Source organism: Agathobacter rectalis ATCC 33656 (assembly GCF_000020605.1).
GTDB lineage: Bacteria > Bacillota > Clostridia > Lachnospirales > Lachnospiraceae > Roseburia > Roseburia rectalis.
The window spans coordinates 2,182,625-2,203,050 of record NC_012781.1 but is presented as its reverse complement, the minus strand read 5'-3'; the positions used below and the strand labels follow the sequence as shown (position 1 = coordinate 2,203,050).

Below are 20,426 nucleotides of genomic sequence, written 5' to 3'. Positions count from 1 at the left end.
GGAAGCGGGGCAGGCATGTGTTCCGAGGAAAAAATATGAAATGCCCCGGGGTGTCATAAACCTACCGAGGAAAGAACAGGGCAGAGCAAGCCATAGCCTGTCCGTAGGAGAGCCCGGGGCTGGCTTCATATTTTTTTAGAGGAATATATGCCTGCCACCGCCACCCACACAACCTCAAAGCGCGGCATGCACCCCGCCGAAAGCGTGACTCCTGCAAATACAAAAGCACACAAGGAAAACCATGACAGGAAAAATTATTAAAGGAATTGCCGGCTTCTACTACGTCTACGTAGAAGAAACCAAAGAAGCAAAAGAAACTGCCACAGGCGGCACTCTCTACGAGTGCAAAGCAAAAGGCACCTTCAGAAAACAAAAGATAAAGCCACTGGTAGGCGATACAGTCGATATAGCAGTCCTCGACGAGGAAAAGCACATAGGCAATGTCGAGCGTATACTGCCACGGAAAAACGAACTTATCAGGCCGGCTGTGTCCAATATAGACATGGCCCTGGTTATTTTTGCATCCGCAAAGCCGGATCCCAATTTCAACCTGCTTGATAGGTTTTTGTGTATGATGGAGTACCAGCATGTGCCGGTCACCATATGCTTCAACAAAAAGGATCTAATCACGCCCCAAAAGCAGCAGGAGCTTAAAAGCATATACGAGCCGGCAGGCTACAGAGTGATGTTTACCAGCACGAAAACCGGCGAGGGTATAGATGAGATAAAGCACGTTTTAGAGGGAAGGACAACCACGGTTGCAGGCCCCTCAGGTGTTGGCAAGTCATCTATCATCAACTGTCTGCAGGATGATGTGCAGATGGAGACAGGGCACATAAGTGAGAAAATAGAGCGCGGAAAGCACACGACCAGACATTCTGAGATTATTCCGATAAAGGATGGCACGTATATCATGGATACACCGGGCTTTAGCTCGATGGATGTGCCGGGCTTTGAAAAGGAGGATCTGTGGACCTGTTATCCGGAGTTTGTAGAATATGAGCCGTATTGCAGGTTTCAGGGCTGCAGTCATATAAATGAGCCGGACTGCGGTGTCAAGGAGGCTCTTTCAGAAGGGAAAATATCGCAGGTGCGGTATGATAACTATAAGCTTCTGTATGAGGAGCTGAAAAACAGACAAAAGTATTAATTTAAAGCATAATCAAACGGAGGAAAACATGAACTGTTTATCACCATCAATTTTATCAGCGGATTATTCAATACTCGGAGAGCAGCTTAAGCAGCTTGATGAGGCCGGAGCACAATATGTACATATAGATGTTATGGACGGCAGCTTCGTTCCAAGCATATCAATAGGACTGCCGGTCATAAAGACAATCAGAAAGTGCACAGAGCGCATGTTTGATGTGCATCTGATGATAGATGAGCCGGTCAGATACATAGATGATTTTGCGGCGGCAGGCGCTGACATCATCACAGTCCATGCGGAGGCATGCAAGCATCTTGACAGAACAATCGAGGCAATAAAGGAAAAGGGCATACTGGCAGGTGTAGCATTAAATCCGGCTACTCCGCTTTCTGCTATAGAGTATGTGCTCCCTAAGGTGGATATGGTGCTTATCATGACGGTAAATCCGGGCTTTGGAGGACAAAAGCTTATTCCGTACACTGTAGACAAGGTGCGCGACCTAAAGGCGCTTCTTGAGAAAACCGCAAACAAGGCTGATATAGAGGTGGACGGTGGTGTCAATCTGGAGAATGTTGAGACACTGCTTGCGGCAGGAGCCAATATCATTGTTGCGGGAAGTGCGGTGTTTAGCGGAGATATAGAAGAAAATGTAAAGGGTTTTCTGAATATCATGATGTAACAGATGCAGGTTAAAACGGAAATGCTTCCGGGGCTTAAGCAAATGTGGATATGTTATTAAGGAGAGGGTGGATAAAATGCGGTATTTGATTGTATGTGGTGGAAAAATAGATAAGGAATTTGGCTTAAACGAGATAAAGACTGACGGAATAGATGCTATCATTGCGGCTGACAGCGGAATGGATTTTCTGTACGAAAACGGTGTCACACCTGATATAATTGTAGGTGATTTCGATTCGACTACGACAAATGCATTGGAGTATTTTGAGAGAAAGGGACAGACTGAGATACGCAGGCTCAATCCCATAAAGGATGATACCGATACAGAGTATGCCATAAGACTGGCAATAAGCGAGGGAGCACGAAGCATAGTGCTGCTTGGAGCAACAGGCAGCAGAATAGACCATGTGCTTGGAAATATTTCACTTTTGGGAATAGGCCTGGAAAGTGGAACTGATATCAGCATTATCGATACAAACAACCGCATAAGGATGGCAGATAAGCCGGTAACCATTGAAAAATCAGCACAGTATGGCAGGTTTGTATCTCTTATAGCACTGACAGACGACAATGAGGTAAGCCTTAAGGGCTTTAAGTATCCTGTTACTGATTATTCCTTTGACAGGTTTACATCGCTTGGCATATCCAATGAAATAGTCGATGATCATGCACTGATTGATATCCATAGAGGAAAATTTATCATTATTGAGTCAAAAGATTGACTTTTTAGGAGTTTTGGTCTACTATGGTTTTAGGATTATTTCGGAAAAGCCTGATTACAGGAGGATTGATATACACTGTGTCGGCTTTGGAACATGATGGGGTAATTAGATGATAGAGAAGTATTATAGCGGGGTAATCGAGCAGATTTACAATCGCATAGGAAAAGAGACTCGAAATATCGTAATGGCGAATTATAGCAATGATTTTTCGATTGAAAATCTTGAGGTTATAAGACGTTATCAAAGCAATGAGGATAACGTCTTTTTTGCATACAGTGAGTTCTCTTACAATACGCTGGTCGGAGCTTATGAGCCATTTTTGGACATCATATGCAATATGCACAGGCGCTTTATAGGCGGAAGCTTTGATGATTTCCAGAAGGAGTGCGGTGTGTACTATCTGCACAGACAGGTGTTAAACAGCTATTATGAGACAGGTGAGTGCTTCAGAGAGGAGACAGTGCTGTTAAATGAGGTGGCATATGAGCAGAGACGCATGACGATGGCCATAGCTGACATGCTCAAGAAGCTTTCTGAGGTGAAGCCTTTGATGATTGTGATAAACAGATTCCAGATGGCGTCTAAGAGTTCAATTGAGACCATCAAGTATCTGATTGACAATCCATGCGCCAATATCGGTATCGTGTTAGGTGTCAATGCCATAGTCAAGGGTACTGACAGTACTGTTGAGGTGTGGGATCGTATAGTTGAGTCGCTTGAGGACAGGAGCGCCATATACTATATAGGCAGTGCCGGACCGCTTAAAAATAACGTAAAAACTACAAATGATGATGAGCTGTATATCACTATGAACTTTGAGCAGAGCATCCAGGAAGCATCAAATATCATGGAGTTTCTGGATTTTGAGCAGGCAAGGAGAGGCTGCCGCATTATAGAGCATAAGCTTAAGTTTGAGGATGCATGGATTGATGAGAAAAGCCTGCGCCGCTTTTATATGGTCTATGCAAGGACGTCTGTTTTACTTGGAGAGATGTCCAAAGCGATTGAGCTCACGAATGAATACAAGGCGCTGATACCGGAAAATGACAGTGAGCATTATCTTTCGCTGTATTATTTCATGAAGGGCACCTGCTATATGTATCAGGGCAAGCTTGAGAAGGCCGGAAACAGTGCAAAGAGTGCCTATGACTATGCAGTTTTGGCAGAGGATGACACACTGATATTTAAGGCAGAGCTTTTGTCAGTCATGATAAAGATGTCAGGCTGGTACAATATATTCTTCTGTGTACAGGATATACCTGTCAGTGATGAAATTATAGAAAAGCTCATAAAGCACGGCTACAGGAATCATTTGGCACATATATATATTTACGCATACGACAATAGCCGGGATGTGGTGAAGCAGTCCTTTTATGATGAATCATTACTAAAGCATTTTACGAAGGGGCTTGAGCTTGCGAAGGAGATAGGAAATGAGCAGCTTGTGTATGATGCATATCAGAAGACTATTATGCTTGCCAGCACAAGCGGTCTCAATGAGATAGCCTTTTTATATGTTATCCGTACATACGAGTTCATGAAGGGGCACGGCAATATATATGTTGCGAGAGTGCTTACGTCTATAGGCTACAATTTAAGTGCCATGGGTAAAAATGAGCTGGTTGACAATTATTACAATGCTGCAATCAATATGTTATATTACCTGAAGATGCCGGAGGATATAGCTGAGGTGTATTATAACAAGTCTCTTAACTATATCATGCAGGGCAATTATAAGGAGGCTGTCCATGCACTTTTAGTTGCCATGAAGACTATTATAAAGCTTCATCTAAACAGCTTAAGAGTGTGCAACACGAGTAAGGTATATGCGCTTCTTGCGCTTGCATCTATATTTTCGGGTGACAGATTCAGCTGTGAGCGTTATCTGCTCAGCTGCAAGCAGTTTCTTAATTATGTCATCTACAGAGTAATTGACACCACAAGAACTGAGGCAGTCCATGACTATTCCAGATGCGATGATGAGATGTTCCTTTACTCCTTTGCATCAGCCATGCTCTTGTGGCACGATGGTGAAAAGGAAGAAGCCTTTTTACGTTTTGAGGATGCGGAGAGATATCTCGTTAATGCGGAGGGAAACGAATTTTTTGCATATTCGATATACAGGGAAAGCAGGATGAAGCTGTTTGAGCTGCTCGGCAAAAATGAGCTTATAGAGCATGAGAGAATACTTTTAGAGGCACACAATAAAAGGATGCATGAAATAGCAGAGGCAGCTCCGCTTGACATGTTAAAAAATATCAACCTAGAGTCACTGAGTGATGGCCATATCAATGAGCGGCAGATTAATATGCTTGTAAAGCAGCATGGGCTCGAAAAGGATTATCAGGGCTCAAAGCGTCAGATGGAGTTTATTTCCATATGGCAGACCATTATCGATGTCAATGACCAGAAGAAGGACACCATGATTGAAAATGCCATGAGCAATTTCATCAATCATTTCAGTCTTGACTGTGCGCTGATCATAGATCTGCACGCGAAGGAGCCGCAGGTGCTTTATAATGATACGGGCTGTGATATGACAGATGAGGTTATAAAGGGTATATGTGATATCATGATAGACTATCCGGAGGGCATTGCCACATCAAAGATTGCAGAGGGCTTCTACGAGTATGAAAATGTCATCTCGTACTTCGGCGTGGATGATGTATGCTCATTTGTCGCAGTGCCTTTTATCAAGAATGATGCACTTTCAAGTGTACTCATAGCATATGTGCGCATGAAGGACAACTGGCATGGCTCAATCGAGCGATACATGCTCAATGAGGATGATCTGAGCATTTTCAAGCTGTTGTTCAGAGAGCTTGAGTATTCCATTGCCCGTATTGAGGCCAATGAGAAGGCCAATGAGATGAACAAGAGGCTGAAGCAGGCAGCTATCACTGACATGCTTACCGGTATCTATAACAGAGCAGGTATGTATCAGGAGATTGAAAAGCTTGAAAAGCGCATAAGTGTTACATCCGGTGGCATGGATGTGGGTCTTATGTTTATTGACCTGGACAATTTCAAGCATTATAATGATACATATGGTCATGATGTGGGAGATCTGATACTTAAGGAGATGGCCTTTGTGTTCAAGGAAGTTGCTAAGGACAGAGGCTTTGTGAGCAGATATGGCGGTGATGAGTTTATCATAGTTATTGAGTCCTGTGCCAGATACGAGCTTGAGAATATTGCGAAGGACATCTATGCGAGGATTGCAGAGGCTGATGGCTTCAGAAGCCAGATAAAGAAATACCTGAATCATGATGTAGAGTTTAATGAGGAGAAGAATATCACTTGTTCTATTGGTATTTCATATGAGAGAAATGTCACCAGTGAGAGTCAGATTACGGAGCTGATTAAGAAGGCGGACGATCTGATGTATACAGTAAAGACAGGCGAGAAAGGACACTATGCATTCTTTTAAATCAGATGAATTTAAGATAAGAGTATTGACAAAGGACGATGCGGAGGAATACAATGCACTGCTTCGTTATGCTTTTCAGGTGACGGAGGCAGATCTTGCCGAGACCGGTTGGAAGGATGATGAAATCAAGCAGTCGAAGTTTCCGGTGCTTGAGAGAGCTGATGTGCTTGGCTGCTTCAATATCATAGACAAAAAAGAGGAGCTTGTGGCTCAGTTTGCGGTATATCCGCTCGATATGAATATATATGGTGAGCGCTACGAGGTAGGCTTTGTCACAAGTGTGTGCACGTATCCTGAGTACACAGGCCATGGTCTCATGAAGAAGCTTATGAGAAAGAGTCTTACGAGGATGCGCGATAGCAACAAGTCGTTTGCCCTTTTGTATCCATACTCCATACCTCTTTACAGAGGGCTTGGCTGGGAGATTATCTCAAACAAGATGACATATGTGATAAAGGACAGACAGATTCCTACAAAGCTTAAGGAGCCGGGCTATGTGCGCCGTGTGCAGTGGGATGACGAGCAGTTTAAAAAGCTTCATACTCACTTTGCCGCGAAGACTCACGGCTGTCTGTACAGAAACAATCTGGCTTGGGAGGAGTACTTCCGCTGGGATGAGGACGATACGATGGTCGCCATCTACTATAACGAGGATGATGAACCGTGTGGCTATATGGTGTATCTTATCAGCTCCGATGTCATGCACATCAAGGAGCTCATCTACTTAAACCGTGAGGCGCAGCTTGGTCTGTGGGAGTACATTCATGCGCACGATTCCATGATTGATGAGGTCAGAGGCAACAACTATTACAGCGAGCCCATCGCTTTTGAGCTCGATGACAGTGATATAAAGGAGACAATAAGACCATACGCCATGGGCAGAATCATCGACGTGGCGCAGTTTATATCACAGTATAACTGTGACCCGGATGGCCCGGGCGGCTGCTTTAGCTTTGAGATAGCAGATGACCTTCTTCCGTGGAACAATGGCACATTTGTCATTGATTTTGAGAAGGGGCACTGTGCTCTCACCGACAAAAATCCACAGTATCACCTAAGCATATCTATTGGCACGTTTACCACACTGCTTTTAGGCTACAAGAGTGCTGAGAAGCTTTTGCAGATGGGCAAAATACAGACTACGTACGATGCTGTTGCAAAGCTTGACGATATTTTATATCATGAGATACCATATGTATCTGACTACATATAATGATAAAAGGTCAAAAGGTAAAGGAAAATAATATGTCAAATTATGTGATTAGCTGCTGTTCAACAGCAGATCTTACCAGGGAGCATATGCTCGAGAGAAATATTAAGTACGCATGCTTTCACTATGAGCTTGACGGTAAAGAGTATATGGATGATTTAGGACAGTCCATGCCATTGCCGGATTTCTACAAGGCAATGGAGGCAGGTGCCATGACAAAGACCTCGCAGATCAATCAGGAGGAGTACATGGAGTACTTCAGACAGTTTCTGGATGAGGGATATGATGTGCTTCACTGTGCACTAAGCTCCGGCATATCAGGTACAGTCAACTCAGCAAGGCTTGCAAAGGAGGCTTTGGAAGAGGAATACCCTGACAGAAAGATATATGTGATTGATTCGCTGGCAGCATCGTCTGGCTTTGGTCTTTTGATGGATAAGCTTGCTGACCTTAGGGATAGTGGCATGGATATTGATACACTGGCTAATTGGACCATGGAGCACAGACTTGAGGTGAATCACTGGTTCTTCTCATCAGACCTTACATTTTTTATCAGGGGAGGCCGTATCTCAAAGACCGCGGGCTTCGTGGGAAATGTGCTGAATATCTGCCCTTTCATGAATGTGAGCAATGAGGGAAAGCTTATTGTGCGTGAGAAAATCCGCACCAAAAAGAAGGCGATAAAGGAGATGCTTGTGAAGATGCAGGCGCTCTGCAAGGACGGTGCCGATTATTCAGATAAGGTATACATATCAAATTCCGCATGCTATGAGGATGCTAGAGCCGTAGCTGATCTGATAGAGGCTGCTTTTCCTAAGATGAAGGGCAAGGTAGAGATAAATGATATCGGTACGACTATAGGAAGCCACACCGGTCCCGGAACAGTTGCATTGTTTTTCTGGGGCAATAAGAGAGAGGATTAGTCAGATATTTTGACCAGAATATCTGATTAGAATAATCAAAATCAATAAAGTTGATTATATTTTTATAAAAAATTAAATTACATCAACCAAAGTGATTAAATATAATCATTCCAATAACTGCGCTTATGTGTTACAATTATATCAGTTCAAACGAAAAGAGGTTTTAAGATGAAAGGATATGAAAAATACGAGCGCAGTTATTTTCTGCCTCCTGAATGCACTTATGACTGGGTTAAGAAGGATTATATAGATAAAGCACCACTGTGGTGTTCGGTTGATTTACGTGATGGCAACCAGGCTCTTATAGAGCCGATGAGCCTTGAGGAGAAGCTTGACTTCTTTAAGATGCTTGTAGATATAGGCTTTAAGGAAATCGAGGTAGGTTTCCCGGCAGCCTCTGAGACAGAGTTCAATTTTACAAGAGCTCTTATTGAGAGGGATATGATTCCGGATGATGTCACTATACATGTGCTGACACAGGCCAGAGAGCATATCATCAAGAAGACCTTCAAGGCACTTGAGGGAGCACCGAGAGCGGTTGTACATCTGTACAATTCCACATCTGTTGCACAGCGTGAGCAGGTGTTTAAGAAGTCAAAGGAAGAGATAAAGCAGCTTGCGGTTGACGGCGCCATCTTACTCAGAGACCTTGCGGCTGCGACTGACGGTAATTTCCGCTTCCAGTATTCACCGGAGAGCTTTTCGGGCACTGAGGTGGATTATGCGGTTGATGTGTGCAACGCAGTGCTTGATGTATGGCAGCCAAAGGCTGATAACAAGGCCATTATCAATATCCCTACCACAGTAGAGAATGCTATGCCACATGTTTTTGCCACACAGATAGAGTATATCGACAAGCATCTTAAGTACAGAGACGGAGTAGTGCTGTGCTTACATCCTCATAATGACAGAGGCTGCGGTGTTGCCACATCAGAGCTTGGCGTGCTTGCAGGAGCTGAGGAGATAGAGGGTACACTGTTTGGAAACGGTGAGAGAACAGGAAATGTCGATATCGTGACACTTGCTATGAATCTCTACTCACACGGAGTGGATCCGCAGCTTGATTTTTCAAATCTGCCTGAGATCAGGGAGAAGTATGAGACATATACCAGAATGAAGGTAGGCGAGAGACAGCCATATGCGGGAGACCTCGTATTCTCTGCATTTTCAGGCTCTCATCAGGATGCTATTTCAAAGGGCATGGCATGGAGAGAGGAAAAGAAGCTTGATAAGTGGACAGTTCCATATCTGCCTATAGATCCAAAGGATGTCGGCAGGACATACGAGGCTGATGTTATCCGTATCAACAGCCAGTCAGGAAAGGGCGGAGTGGCTTATATCCTTAAGCAGAGCTTCGGTATCAATGTGCCACAGCAGATGAGAGAGCAGGTCGGATACATGGTCAAGCAGGTATCTGACGAGGAGCACAAGGAGCTTTCACCTGATTGGGTACACAGCATCTTTACAGACAATTATGTGGATTTCCATCCATATTTTACTATACCGGAGTGCCACTTTAAGCAGGTGAACGGTATTTTCGCAGAGGCAGTTATTTTGCACAATGACAGCACCAGAAAGGTAGATGCCAACGGAAACGGCCGTCTCGATGCAGTCAGCAATATAATAAAGCAGTATTTTGACATCAGCTTTGAGCTTACCGTATACGAGGAGCATGCGCTTTCACACGGCTCTTCATCAAAGGCTATGGCATACGTGGGTATCACAGTTGACGGCAAGATGTTCTGGGGCGCAGGTGTGGATGAGGATATCATCAAGGCATCAATCGGAGCTCTTGTTGTTGCGGTAAACCATTACCTTGCCACAAAGGCTGACAGCCATGTGAAGGATGAGCGTTATATCGCCATGCTTAACTTCATCCAGGCCAACTACAAGACGGTATCGCTTGCAGATATGGCTGCACAGTTCAATCTGACAGAGCCTTATATCTCAAAGTACATAAAGGAGAAGTCAGGCAAGACCTTCGGAGAGCTGGTCACCAATGCCAAGATGAAAAAGGCACGCACACTGCTTAGAAACAGCATTACAACTGTTGAGAATATCGCAATCGAGGCAGGATATCAGAATGTGGAGCATTTTAACAGACAGTTCAAGAAACTGTATGGAATGACACCGCTTGAGTACAGAAATTCAAGCACAAAATAAGCGGATACAGCATTTTAATATAACCGGATCAATATGCCAAATGACAATTCATTCAGCTGTATTGGTCCGGTTTGCTTTTTAGTACTGCACTTTTTATGTAAAAATCTGCATTAAAATTGTATAAAAATGGGAACAATGGGCTATTGATTGTATTTTATCAAGTAATTTGTTGTTTTTACAACGGATTATATGTACAATGCGGGTATAATATAAATAAAAGATAATTATTCAGAACTACTGATAACAAAGCAGATATTGAGAATTTGTGTTTGGGATGAATAGTTATAATAAAAAGCAACTATTTGAATTATAGTTTAAGAAAGAGAGGAACGTACATGAGCAATAAAACTAGCGCAGTTGTTAAGACAAACCCAAGAAAGGCTGTCATGATCGGATGTGGATTCGTTGGTTCGGCATCAGTTTTTGCACTTATGCAGAGCGGTCTTTTTTCTGAGATAGTTCTCATTGACGCTGATAAGGACAAGGCTGAGGGAGAGGCGATGGATATAAGCCACGGTATTCCTTTTGCCAGACCTATGAAGATATATGCAGGTGGTTATGATGATGTGGCAGATGCTGCTATCATTGTTGTTTCTGCAGGTGCAGGCCAAAAGCCGGGCGAGACAAGACTTGATCTGGTAAATAAAAATGTTGCAATCTTCAAGAGCATCATTCCGGAGATTGCAAAGAGAAATTTCGGTGGAATCTTACTTATCGTTGCAAATCCTGTAGATATTTTAACACAGGTGGCACAGAAGCTTTCAGGACTTCCTGAGGAGCGTGTCATCGGTTCAGGTACCGTGCTTGACAGTGCAAGACTTAAGTACGCGCTTGGAGAGCATCTTGAGGTGGACAGCCGAAGCGTACATGCATTTATAGTAGGTGAGCATGGAGACAGTGAGGTGGTTGCATGGTCATCAGCCAATGTTTCCGGAGTGGAGCTTCACAAGATGTGCGAGATGAGAGGTCACTACAAGCACAAGGAGAATACAGAGGAAATCGCTGCAAACGTAAAGAACAGTGCTTACGAGATAATCAACCGAAAGCATGCGACATATTATGGTATCGCTATGTCGGTCAGACGTATCTGCGAGGTAATCATGCGTGATGAGAAGTCTATTCTTCCTGTTTCACACATGATGCACGGACAGTACGGCATCGACGGTGTGGTTCTCTCAATGCCTGCAATCGTTGGAGCAAACGGAGTGGAGAGCGATATCCCGATCGAGTTAAACGGTGAGGAAGCTTTAAAGCTCAAGGAGTCTGCTGATGCACTTAAGAGCATACTTGACGGGCTTGAGCTGTAAATATCAGGCTCTTAATATTAATTTTGTAATATTAAACTTATATAAAATACTATAAATTCAGTAGGGTTTGGGGTATAATGATAACTGTCGGGATGCATATATTATGTGCTCGGCGGTTATTTGATTTTATGGCAGATAATTATTTAGAATTACCGGGAAAAAGGAGTATATATAATGAGCGAAAGAAAACAAATCCATCAGGAGTTTCTGACAGGCGAAAGAGCCCTGTTTGCAAGCAACGACCTGGATATATATGATACAATTTTTGATGACGGAGAGTCACCTCTTAAGGAGAGCCATGGCATTAGCCTGACAGGCTGTTTTTTTAGATGGAAATATCCGCTATGGTACTGTAGTGACATAGCTGTAAAGGACTGTACATGGTTTGACATGGCGCGTGCGGGTGTCTGGTATACAGACAATATCTCTGTCACTGATTCAATAGTTGAGGCACCTAAGAACTTCAGGCGATGCAATAACCTAAAGCTTAAAAATGTGACATTTCCAAATGCCCAGGAGACCCTCTGGAGCTGTGATCATGTCGATATCGAGAATGTTTCGGCAAAGGGAGATTATTTTGGCATGAATACAAATAATCTTATCATGAAGAATTTCCAGCTGGTCGGCAACTATTCGTTTGACGGCTCAAGAAATGTAGAGGTGCACGATTCAAAGCTTATCTCAAAGGATGCCTTCTGGAATACGGAAAATGTCACAGTCTATGATTCATTTATTACAGGTGAATACCTTGGCTGGAACGCAAAGAATCTGACACTTATAAACTGCACAATCGAAAGCTTGCAGGGGCTTTGCTACATCGACAACCTCGTTATGAAAAACTGTAAGCTCATAAACACTACATTGGCATTTGAGTATTCTTCGGTAGATGCAGAGATTTGCAGTAAAGTGGATAGTGTTTTAAATCCGACAAGCGGAGTGATAAGGGCAAAAGAGATTGGCACACTGACTATCGAAAGGGACAGAGTTGACCCATCAAAGACTAAGATAATATGTGAGGGAAAATAATCTATGTATGATTTTGACACCGTTGTAGACAGAAGAAATACAGGCTCACTAAAGTGGGATGTGGCAGAAAATGAGCTCCCGATGTGGGTAGCAGATATGGATTTTAAGACAGCTCCACAGATAATAGAGGCAATATCAGAGCGTGTTTCTCACGGAGTGTTTGGCTATTCCATCATTCCGGATGAGTGGAATGATGCGTATATTTCGTGGTGGGACAGACGCCATGGGCTTAAAATCGAAAGAGACAGCCTGATTTTTTGCACAGGGGTCGTACCGGCCATATCATCTACAGTTCGAAAGCTCACAACACCCGGTGAAAATGTGCTTATCATGACGCCGGTATACAATATATTTTTTAATTCCATATTTAATAACGGCGTAAATGTGCAGGAAAGCCCGCTTGGATACGAAAACGGCAGATATTTTGTGGACTATGACAGGTTGGAGCATGACCTTTCCAATCCACAGACCTCGCTTATGATATTTTGCAACCCTCACAATCCGTGCGGTATCATCTGGACAAAGGATGAGCTTGCGAAAATAGGTGCACTCTGCAGGAAGTACAATGTGACGGTCATATCAGACGAGATACACTGCGACATCACAGCACCGGGAAAATCATACGTGCCGTTTGCGGCAGCATCGGAGGACTGCGCCGATATAAGCATCACCTGTATTGCACCGACCAAGTGCTTTAATATGGCTGGCTTACAGACTGCGGCAGTGATGGTGCCAAATAAATTTTTGCGTCACAAGGTATGGCGCGCATTAAATACAGACGAGGTGGCGGAGCCAAACGCATTTGCCATCACTGCAGCAGTTGCAGCGTTCACAAAGGGTGAGCCGTGGCTTGAGGAGCTCAGAAAATATCTCTGGGAAAACCGCAAAACAGTCTGTGACTTCGTGGCAGAAAACCTGCCGCAGATACACATAGTGGATGCCGATGCGACATACCTCATGTGGCTTGACTGCAGTGCACTCACAGATGATTCTGTGGCATTTACGCAGATGATTCGCGAAAAAACAGGACTTTATCTGTCGGAGGGAGCTGAGTTTGGAGGCAATGGACGCTACTTTGTGAGATTGAATATCGCATGCCCCGGGGCAGTGCTTATGGAAGGTCTGGAAAGGTTAAAAAGAGCTCTCGTTTAAGCTGAATATGTACATTTTTTAAAATAAATAAGACCGGTGATCGGCCGGTCTTATTTGATATAATTAAACATTTATGGCATACAAGATTTAGAAATATATCATGCATACGTTTGTTTTCTGATTCGATAGTTAGTATACACTAACGCGAATTAGAAGTCAATAACAAATATGGGATTTTGATATTTTTTTGGATTTTTATAAATCACGTACAAATCAAAAGAAAAGTTTTGCAAACAATAAAATGTATGTTATAATAATATAACTGAATTAAAACGAACGAAAATAAACTCACGGGGGTATTCGAAATGCGAAACAATGAATCATCAGAAAACTATTTAGAGACCATACTTATTCTCAGCAAGAAGCTTCCTGTGGTACGCTCAGTTGATATAGCAAATGAGCTTGGATATAAGAAATCCAGCGTGAGTATAGCCATGAAAAACCTTAGAGAGAAGAACAATATCACAGTTAGTGATGCAGGCTTTATCACACTCACAGAGTCAGGAAGACAGATAGCAGAGATGATATACGAAAGACATGAGCTTTTGTCAGAGTGTCTTGAGAAGCTTGGTGTTGATAAGGAGATTGCAGCAGAGGACGCATGCCGTATAGAGCATGTCATCAGTCCTGAGAGCTTTGAAGCAATCAAGAAGCATATACATAAGAGCTGATATATGAAACCAGTACCGCAGGGTACTGGTTTTTTAGTGTATCGTTTTTCTTGTATATATGAGAAAAATCATCTATAATAGTGAAGCTGTAATCGGCGACATAAAATCTGAAAGGGGAAAAGATGAAACAGATATTAAAATATTTGAAGGAGTACAAAAAGGAATGCATCTGTGCTCCGTTATTTAAGCTGCTGGAAGCATCCTTTGAGCTTATAGTACCGCTTGTCATGGCGGCAATCATTGATAACGGAATTACGGCTTCGGACAAGCCATATATATGGAAGATGGGAGGTGTGCTGGTGCTGCTTGCGGCAGTTGGTCTGGTAAGTTCGGTCACAGCACAGTATTTTGCGGCAAAGGCGGCAGTCGGTTTTTCCACAAAGCTTCGCCATATATTGTTTGAAAAGATAGAGTCACTGTCATTCTCAAAGATGGATACAGTGGGCACATCGACACTTATCACGAGGATGACAAGCGATATAAACCAGGTGCAGTCAGGAGTCAATCTGGTGCTTCGACTCTTCCTTCGCTCGCCATTTATTGTATTCGGAGCTATGGCGATGGCTTTTACAGTAAATGTAAGAGCGGCAATGGTTTTTGCAGTTACCATACCTCTGCTTTCAATAGTGGTATTCTCAGTTATGGCTGCAAGCCTTCCGCTTTACAAAAAGGTGCAGAGCTCTCTTGACACAGTGCTTTCACATACCAGGGAGAATTTAGAGGGAACCAGAGTTATAAGAGCTTTCAATAAGCAAAATGATGAGATTGACAGCTTCAACAGGGACAACGAATTTTTAACCAATATGCAGCAGGTTGTAGGACGAATCTCAGCACTCACCAATCCTCTGACCTTTATCATTATAAATATCGCAACAATCGCAGTTATCGTATCAGGCGGCAAGCAGGTATACGCAGGAATCCTCACACAGGGTGAGGTTGTGGCACTTGTAAACTACATGTCACAGATACTTGTCGAGCTGATAAAGCTTGCAAACCTCATCGTACAGGTGACAAAGGCAGTGGCGTGCGGTAATCGTATAGCGGATGTGCTTTCTATTCCATCAAAGCTTCCTGATAAAAATCCTAAGCTCATTGATGCAAAGGCAGGGGCACCTGAGGTTGAGTTTGACCATGTCTGCATGACCTATGAGGGAGCGGCCGATGAGACACTTACAGATATAAGCTTTACAGTGCAAAAGGGGCAGACAATCGGAATCATCGGTGGTACAGGCTCAGGAAAATCAAGCCTTGTAAACCTTATTCCGAGGTTTTATGATGCCACAAAGGGCACTATAAGGATTCAGGGAAATGATATAAATGACTACGATGCAGTGCAGCTTCGAGATAAAATCGGTGTTGTAATGCAAAAGGCAGTGCTTTTTGCAGGAACGATAGCCGATAACCTGCGCTGGGGCAAAAATGATGCCACAGAGGAGGAAATGTGGAGGGCGCTTGATATAGCACAGGCCACAGAGGTTGTAAAGGGCAAAGAGGGAGGACTTGACTACATGATAGAGCAGGGCGGCAAGAACCTATCAGGCGGTCAGAAGCAGCGTCTTACAATTGCCAGGGCGGTTGTAAAGGATCCTGACATACTGATACTAGACGACAGTGCATCGGCGCTTGATTTTGCTACAGATGCGAGCCTTCGCGCGGCATTAAAGGGCATGCATGGTGACAAGACAATATTTATCGTGTCACAGCGTACCTCATCTATCCAGTTTGCGGACAATATCATAGTACTCGACGACGGACAGATGGTTGGCTTCGGACCTCATGAAAAGCTGCTTGAGACATGCGAGACCTACAAAGAGATATATGATTCACAGTTTAAAAAAGAGTCGGATATGACCAGACAAAAGGAGGTGTAGAGTATGGCTATGGATAATGCGAAGATGAATAAAGCAGGCACAATCCGCAAGGTATTAAGCTACATGAAGAGATATATTCCTTTGCTTGTAATTTCACTTGCCCTGTCTGTTGTTACAGTGGCGCTTACGCTCTATTTTCCAATTCTCACAGGACGCGCAATTGATTTGATTGTAGGAAAAGGAAAGGTTGATTTTACGGCTATGACAGCCATCCTCACGAGAGCTGCAATAATAGTCGTCATAGCGGCAGCAGCCCAGTGGCTTACAAATATCTGCAACAACAGGATGACCTACAACATAGTGAGGGATATAAGGCGTGATGCATTTTTAAATATTGAGAAAATGCCGCTGTCCTATATTGACAGCCACTCACACGGTGATATGGTCAGCCGTATCATCGCCGATGTAGATACATTTTCAGAGGGACTTTTGATGGGCTTCACACAGCTCTTTACAGGAATTGCAACAATAGCAGGCACGCTTATTTTCATGCTTACAATAGATGTGAAGATATCATGCATTGTAGTGCTCATCACACCTTTGTCACTTTTTGTGGCAAGCTTTATCACTAAAAAGACTTATTCCATGTTCCAGCTACAGACAAGAACAAGGGGAGAGCAGACAGCACTCATCGATGAGATAGTAGGAAATGAAAAGGTCGTACAGGCCTTCAACCATGAGGATGAGGCTCTTTGGCAGTTTGATGAGATAAATGACAGATTACAGAAATGCTCACTGCGGGCAACATTTTTCTCGAGTCTTACAAATCCGAGTACACGTTTTGTTAACAGTCTCGTGTATGCCGGAGTCGGAATCTTCGGCGCCATGAGTGCACTCACAGGCGGAATCACAGTAGGACAGCTTTCATGCTTCTTATCATATGCCAACCAGTACACCAAGCCGTTCAATGAGATATCAGGTGTCATCACAGAGCTTCAGAACGCACTTGCCTGTGCTGCTCGTATCTTCGAGCTGATTGAGGAGAAAAAGGAGATACCGGATGCTTCGGATGCGGTAATACTTGAAGAGGCTGACGGACGTGTGGACATAGAGGATGTTTATTTCTCATATGTGCCGGATAAAAAGCTTATCGAGGATTTCAATCTCCATGTAAAGCCTGGACAGCGCGTGGCTATCGTAGGTCCGACAGGCTGTGGAAAGACGACTATTATCAATCTGCTTATGAGATTTTATGATGTAAACAGTGGAACAATTAAGGTGAGCGGACATGATATCAGAAAAATCACGCGCGAGAGTCTTCGTGACAACTATGGTATGGTGCTTCAGGAGACATGGCTCAAGAAGGGCACAATCCGTGACAATATCATAATGGGAAAGCCTGATGCCACAGATGAGGAAATCATTGCAGCAGCAAAGGCATCTCATGCCCACAGCTTTATCAGACGTCTGCCGAAGGGCTATGACACTGAAATCGGTGAGGACGGCGGCAGCCTGTCACAGGGACAGAAGCAGCTATTATGCATCACAAGAGTTATGCTCTGCTTACCGCCTATGCTGATATTGGATGAGGCTACATCATCGATTGATACACGAACAGAGATTAAGATTCAAAAAGCGTTCCTTACCATGATGCAGGGAAGAACCAGCTTTATAGTGGCTCATCGTCTGTCTACCATCAGGGAAGCGGATATTATCCTTGTTATGAAAGACGGAAAGATTATAGAGCAGGGCAATCATGAGAGCCTGCTTGCAGCGGACGGATTTTATGCGAATCTCTATAATAGCCAGTTTGCATAGCATAGGGCTATAGAAATACGGGGCGTAAGCCGCCGGAGTGACTGTCCCTGCAGCAGAGGCGTTCTCTCGTTCGCTACGCTATGCTGCCAAGATACTGTACGAATTATGCTTTTTAGGTTTTCTATGCTTGACGAAACCGTCGAAACGCGCCGTCCATGGCGCGGTTTCTCCTTGCCCCGACGTCCATGCCGGGGCATTTCTGCGTTGTGCGCCTAGCGGCGCACGTTTCTAACGGGTTAAAGTCCCGAATCCGCCCGGTAGTGGGAAGGATATAGCCGAAGGCAAGGGTGTCCATCGTGAGATGGAATCTGAAGGAAGCTGGATGTGAGGAATATACCAACTCACGGGCAAATCTCTGGTCTGACGAACAGAAATCTCATATGAGGTCATGCATGTGGGTAAGACAGCAACCCATGTTAAAGCCCAATAACTACACGGAATCATGCATGATAAATGAGGCAGATGGATGGAGAGGAAGAAACGTGTGGTACCTAGGGAGGTCTGTGCGGTATGCCTTGAAAGAGGTAACCATTGCATAAAGCAATGCTGAACGCATAGAAGTCAGCAGAGGTCATAGTAGCCGAGAGGTGAAGGACCGAATCAGTAGGAGTCTTGAGTATGACCGAGAAAGGAGGAATGACCGTCTATGGCAGAAAACATTGAAAACAATGGCTGTTCGCAAAGAGATAATGCGGAACATGAAGGGTATGTGAAAGCGTCCAGGTCATTCAATCGGATATGGAAAGAAAGAGACAGTGCACAGCCGAGACTTTTGGAAACGATACTGTATAAAGACAACTTTAACAGAGCGTATAAGAGAGTTAAGGCAAACAAGGGAGCGCCGGGAATTGATGGCATGACCATTGAAGAGGCTCTTCCATATCTAAAGGAACATCAACAAGAGATAACTGACCGCATTTATCGTGGAAAGTATACTCCGTCTCCAGTAAGACGAGTTGAAATTCCCAAACCAGATGGTGGTGTGCGAAAGCTTGGCATACCAACAGTGATAGACCGTACACTTCAACAGGCAATAACCCAACAGTTAGTGCCAATCTATGAACCGCTGTTTGCAGATGGTAGCTATGGCTATCGTCCGAACAGAAGTGCAAAAGATGCAATACTTAAGGTTAAGGAGTATGCAGAACAAGGCTATACATTCGCTGTAGTCCTTGACTTGTCAAAGTACTTCGATACTCTTAATCACGAAATTCTCATCAATCTTCTACGAAAGAATGTAAAAGATGAACGTGTAGTACAGTTGATAAAGCGCTATCTGAAAAGCGGTGTAATGGAAAACGGAGTGGTCATTGACACAGAGGAAGGCTCACCACAAGGTGGAAATCTATCACCATTGCTGGCAAACATCTACCTCAATGAGTTCGACCAGGAATACCTGAAAAGAGGTGTTCCATGCATAAGATATGCAGATGACATCGTGCTTCTTGCAAAGAGCAAGCGAGCATCAGAGAGACTCTTGGAAAGCAGTACAAAATATCTTGAGGAGAGGCTGAAACTTACAGTCAACCGAGAAAAGAGCCGTACAGTCAGCGTGTTTGCAATCCGAAATTTTAAATTCCTTGGCTTTGCATTGGGAAGGAACGGAAAAGGCATATATGTCCGAGTTCATCCGAAGTCATGGAAGAAGTTTAAGTCCAGACTGAAGGAGTTATCTTCCCGTAAGCGATGTCAGTCAATCAAGCCAAGCCTTGAGAAAATCAAAGTATATGCAAGGGGATGGCTTAACTACTACGGAATTGCAAGTATGAAGAGCAACATAGATGACATCAACGGATGGCTCTATCACAGAATACGCATGTGTATATGGAAACAGTGGAAGAAACCTAGAACGAAATATAAAAATCTAGTCAAACTTGGAATCCCAGAACACTATGCGTCAACAATAGCAAACAGTCGCAGAAAGTATTGGTATATCAGCAATAACAAAGCTGTGATTTGGGCGCTGAATAAAGAAAGACTGATAAACAGTGGCTTTTACGATTTAGCCACAGCCTATCAGTCTGTGCACGTCAACTATTGAAAGCGCCGTATACCGAACGGTACGTACGGTGCTGTGAGAGGACGGCGGTTAGTCACCGCCTCCTACTCGATTCATGGGCATAATTCTACAGTATCTAGGCAGCTTCGCTATGCGCTTACGAGAGAACGCCTCTGCTGCAGGGCAGTCGCTCCGGCGGCTTACGCCCCTCGGTCTGATGCGTGACCCGGACGATAATGGGCATCTGATCCTTGACCCGGAGACTGCGCCGGTGATCCGCAAAATCTATAACCTTTAAAGTGAAGTTAATTGTTGTTTTATTACTCGGGATTGAGAATAATAAACGAATACGATATAATATGAGTT

14 protein-coding genes are annotated in these 20,426 nt (G+C 43.8%); all 14 read left to right on the top strand.

Annotated elements, in window-relative coordinates; genetic code table 11:
* Positions 1 to 241: 241 nt before the first annotated feature.
* The gene (gene rsgA, locus EUBREC_RS10545) at positions 242 to 1,150 is read left to right on the top strand and encodes a ribosome small subunit-dependent GTPase A (protein ID WP_012743166.1); all 909 of its coding nucleotides are present in this window, start codon (positions 242 to 244) and stop codon (positions 1,148 to 1,150) included.
* A gap of 28 nt (positions 1,151 to 1,178) precedes the next feature.
* Positions 1,179 to 1,829: a ribulose-phosphate 3-epimerase gene (gene rpe, locus EUBREC_RS10540; protein ID WP_012743165.1), complete on the top strand. Its 651-nt coding sequence runs from the start codon at positions 1,179 to 1,181 to the stop codon at positions 1,827 to 1,829.
* A 76-nt stretch (positions 1,830 to 1,905) separates the two neighbouring features.
* The gene (locus EUBREC_RS10535) at positions 1,906 to 2,550 is read left to right on the top strand and encodes a thiamine diphosphokinase (protein WP_012743164.1); all 645 of its coding nucleotides are present in this window, start codon (positions 1,906 to 1,908) and stop codon (positions 2,548 to 2,550) included.
* 109 nt (positions 2,551 to 2,659) lie between these two features.
* The gene (locus EUBREC_RS10530; protein ID WP_012743163.1) at positions 2,660 to 5,980 is read left to right on the top strand and encodes a GGDEF domain-containing protein; all 3,321 of its coding nucleotides are present in this window, start codon (positions 2,660 to 2,662) and stop codon (positions 5,978 to 5,980) included.
* The gene (locus EUBREC_RS10525) at positions 5,967 to 7,193 is read left to right on the top strand and encodes a GNAT family N-acetyltransferase (protein WP_012743162.1); all 1,227 of its coding nucleotides are present in this window, start codon (positions 5,967 to 5,969) and stop codon (positions 7,191 to 7,193) included. The genes EUBREC_RS10530 and EUBREC_RS10525 overlap by 14 nt, the downstream gene beginning before the upstream one ends.
* Complete coding sequence (locus EUBREC_RS10520) at positions 7,193 to 8,113, top strand: DegV family protein (RefSeq protein WP_012743161.1); 921 nt, start codon at positions 7,193 to 7,195, stop codon at positions 8,111 to 8,113. The genes EUBREC_RS10525 and EUBREC_RS10520 overlap by 1 nt, the downstream gene beginning before the upstream one ends.
* 168 nt (positions 8,114 to 8,281) lie before the next feature.
* Positions 8,282 to 10,276 (top strand): 2-isopropylmalate synthase, encoded by a 1,995-nt coding sequence (locus EUBREC_RS10515; protein ID WP_012743160.1) that lies wholly within the window; start codon positions 8,282 to 8,284, stop codon positions 10,274 to 10,276.
* Between the two features lie 335 nt (positions 10,277 to 10,611).
* Positions 10,612 to 11,583 carry an L-lactate dehydrogenase gene (locus tag EUBREC_RS10510; protein ID WP_012743159.1) on the top strand — a complete coding sequence of 324 codons (972 nt, stop codon included), beginning with the start codon at positions 10,612 to 10,614 and terminating at the stop codon, positions 11,581 to 11,583.
* A gap of 174 nt (positions 11,584 to 11,757) precedes the next feature.
* Positions 11,758 to 12,609 carry a DUF3737 family protein gene (locus tag EUBREC_RS10505; protein WP_012743158.1) on the top strand — a complete coding sequence of 284 codons (852 nt, stop codon included), beginning with the start codon at positions 11,758 to 11,760 and terminating at the stop codon, positions 12,607 to 12,609.
* 3 nt (positions 12,610 to 12,612) lie between these two features.
* A complete protein-coding gene (locus EUBREC_RS10500; RefSeq protein ID WP_012743157.1) occupies positions 12,613 to 13,761 on the top strand; it encodes a MalY/PatB family protein in 1,149 nt (382 codons plus the stop codon).
* Between the two features lie 305 nt (positions 13,762 to 14,066).
* Positions 14,067 to 14,432 (top strand): metal-dependent transcriptional regulator, encoded by a 366-nt coding sequence (locus EUBREC_RS10495; protein ID WP_012743156.1) that lies wholly within the window; start codon positions 14,067 to 14,069, stop codon positions 14,430 to 14,432.
* 122 nt (positions 14,433 to 14,554) lie between these two features.
* Positions 14,555 to 16,303, top strand: coding sequence for an ABC transporter ATP-binding protein (locus tag EUBREC_RS10490; RefSeq protein WP_012743154.1), 1,749 nt, complete (start codon positions 14,555 to 14,557; stop codon positions 16,301 to 16,303).
* Positions 16,304 to 16,306: 3 nt separating this feature from the next.
* On the top strand, positions 16,307 to 18,061 hold the full coding sequence (locus EUBREC_RS10485) for an ABC transporter ATP-binding protein (RefSeq protein ID WP_012743153.1): 1,755 nt from the start codon (positions 16,307 to 16,309) through the stop codon (positions 18,059 to 18,061).
* A gap of 646 nt (positions 18,062 to 18,707) precedes the next feature.
* A complete protein-coding gene (gene ltrA, locus EUBREC_RS10475; protein ID WP_012743033.1) occupies positions 18,708 to 20,102 on the top strand; it encodes a group II intron reverse transcriptase/maturase in 1,395 nt (464 codons plus the stop codon).
* Positions 20,103 to 20,426 lie beyond the last annotated feature (324 nt).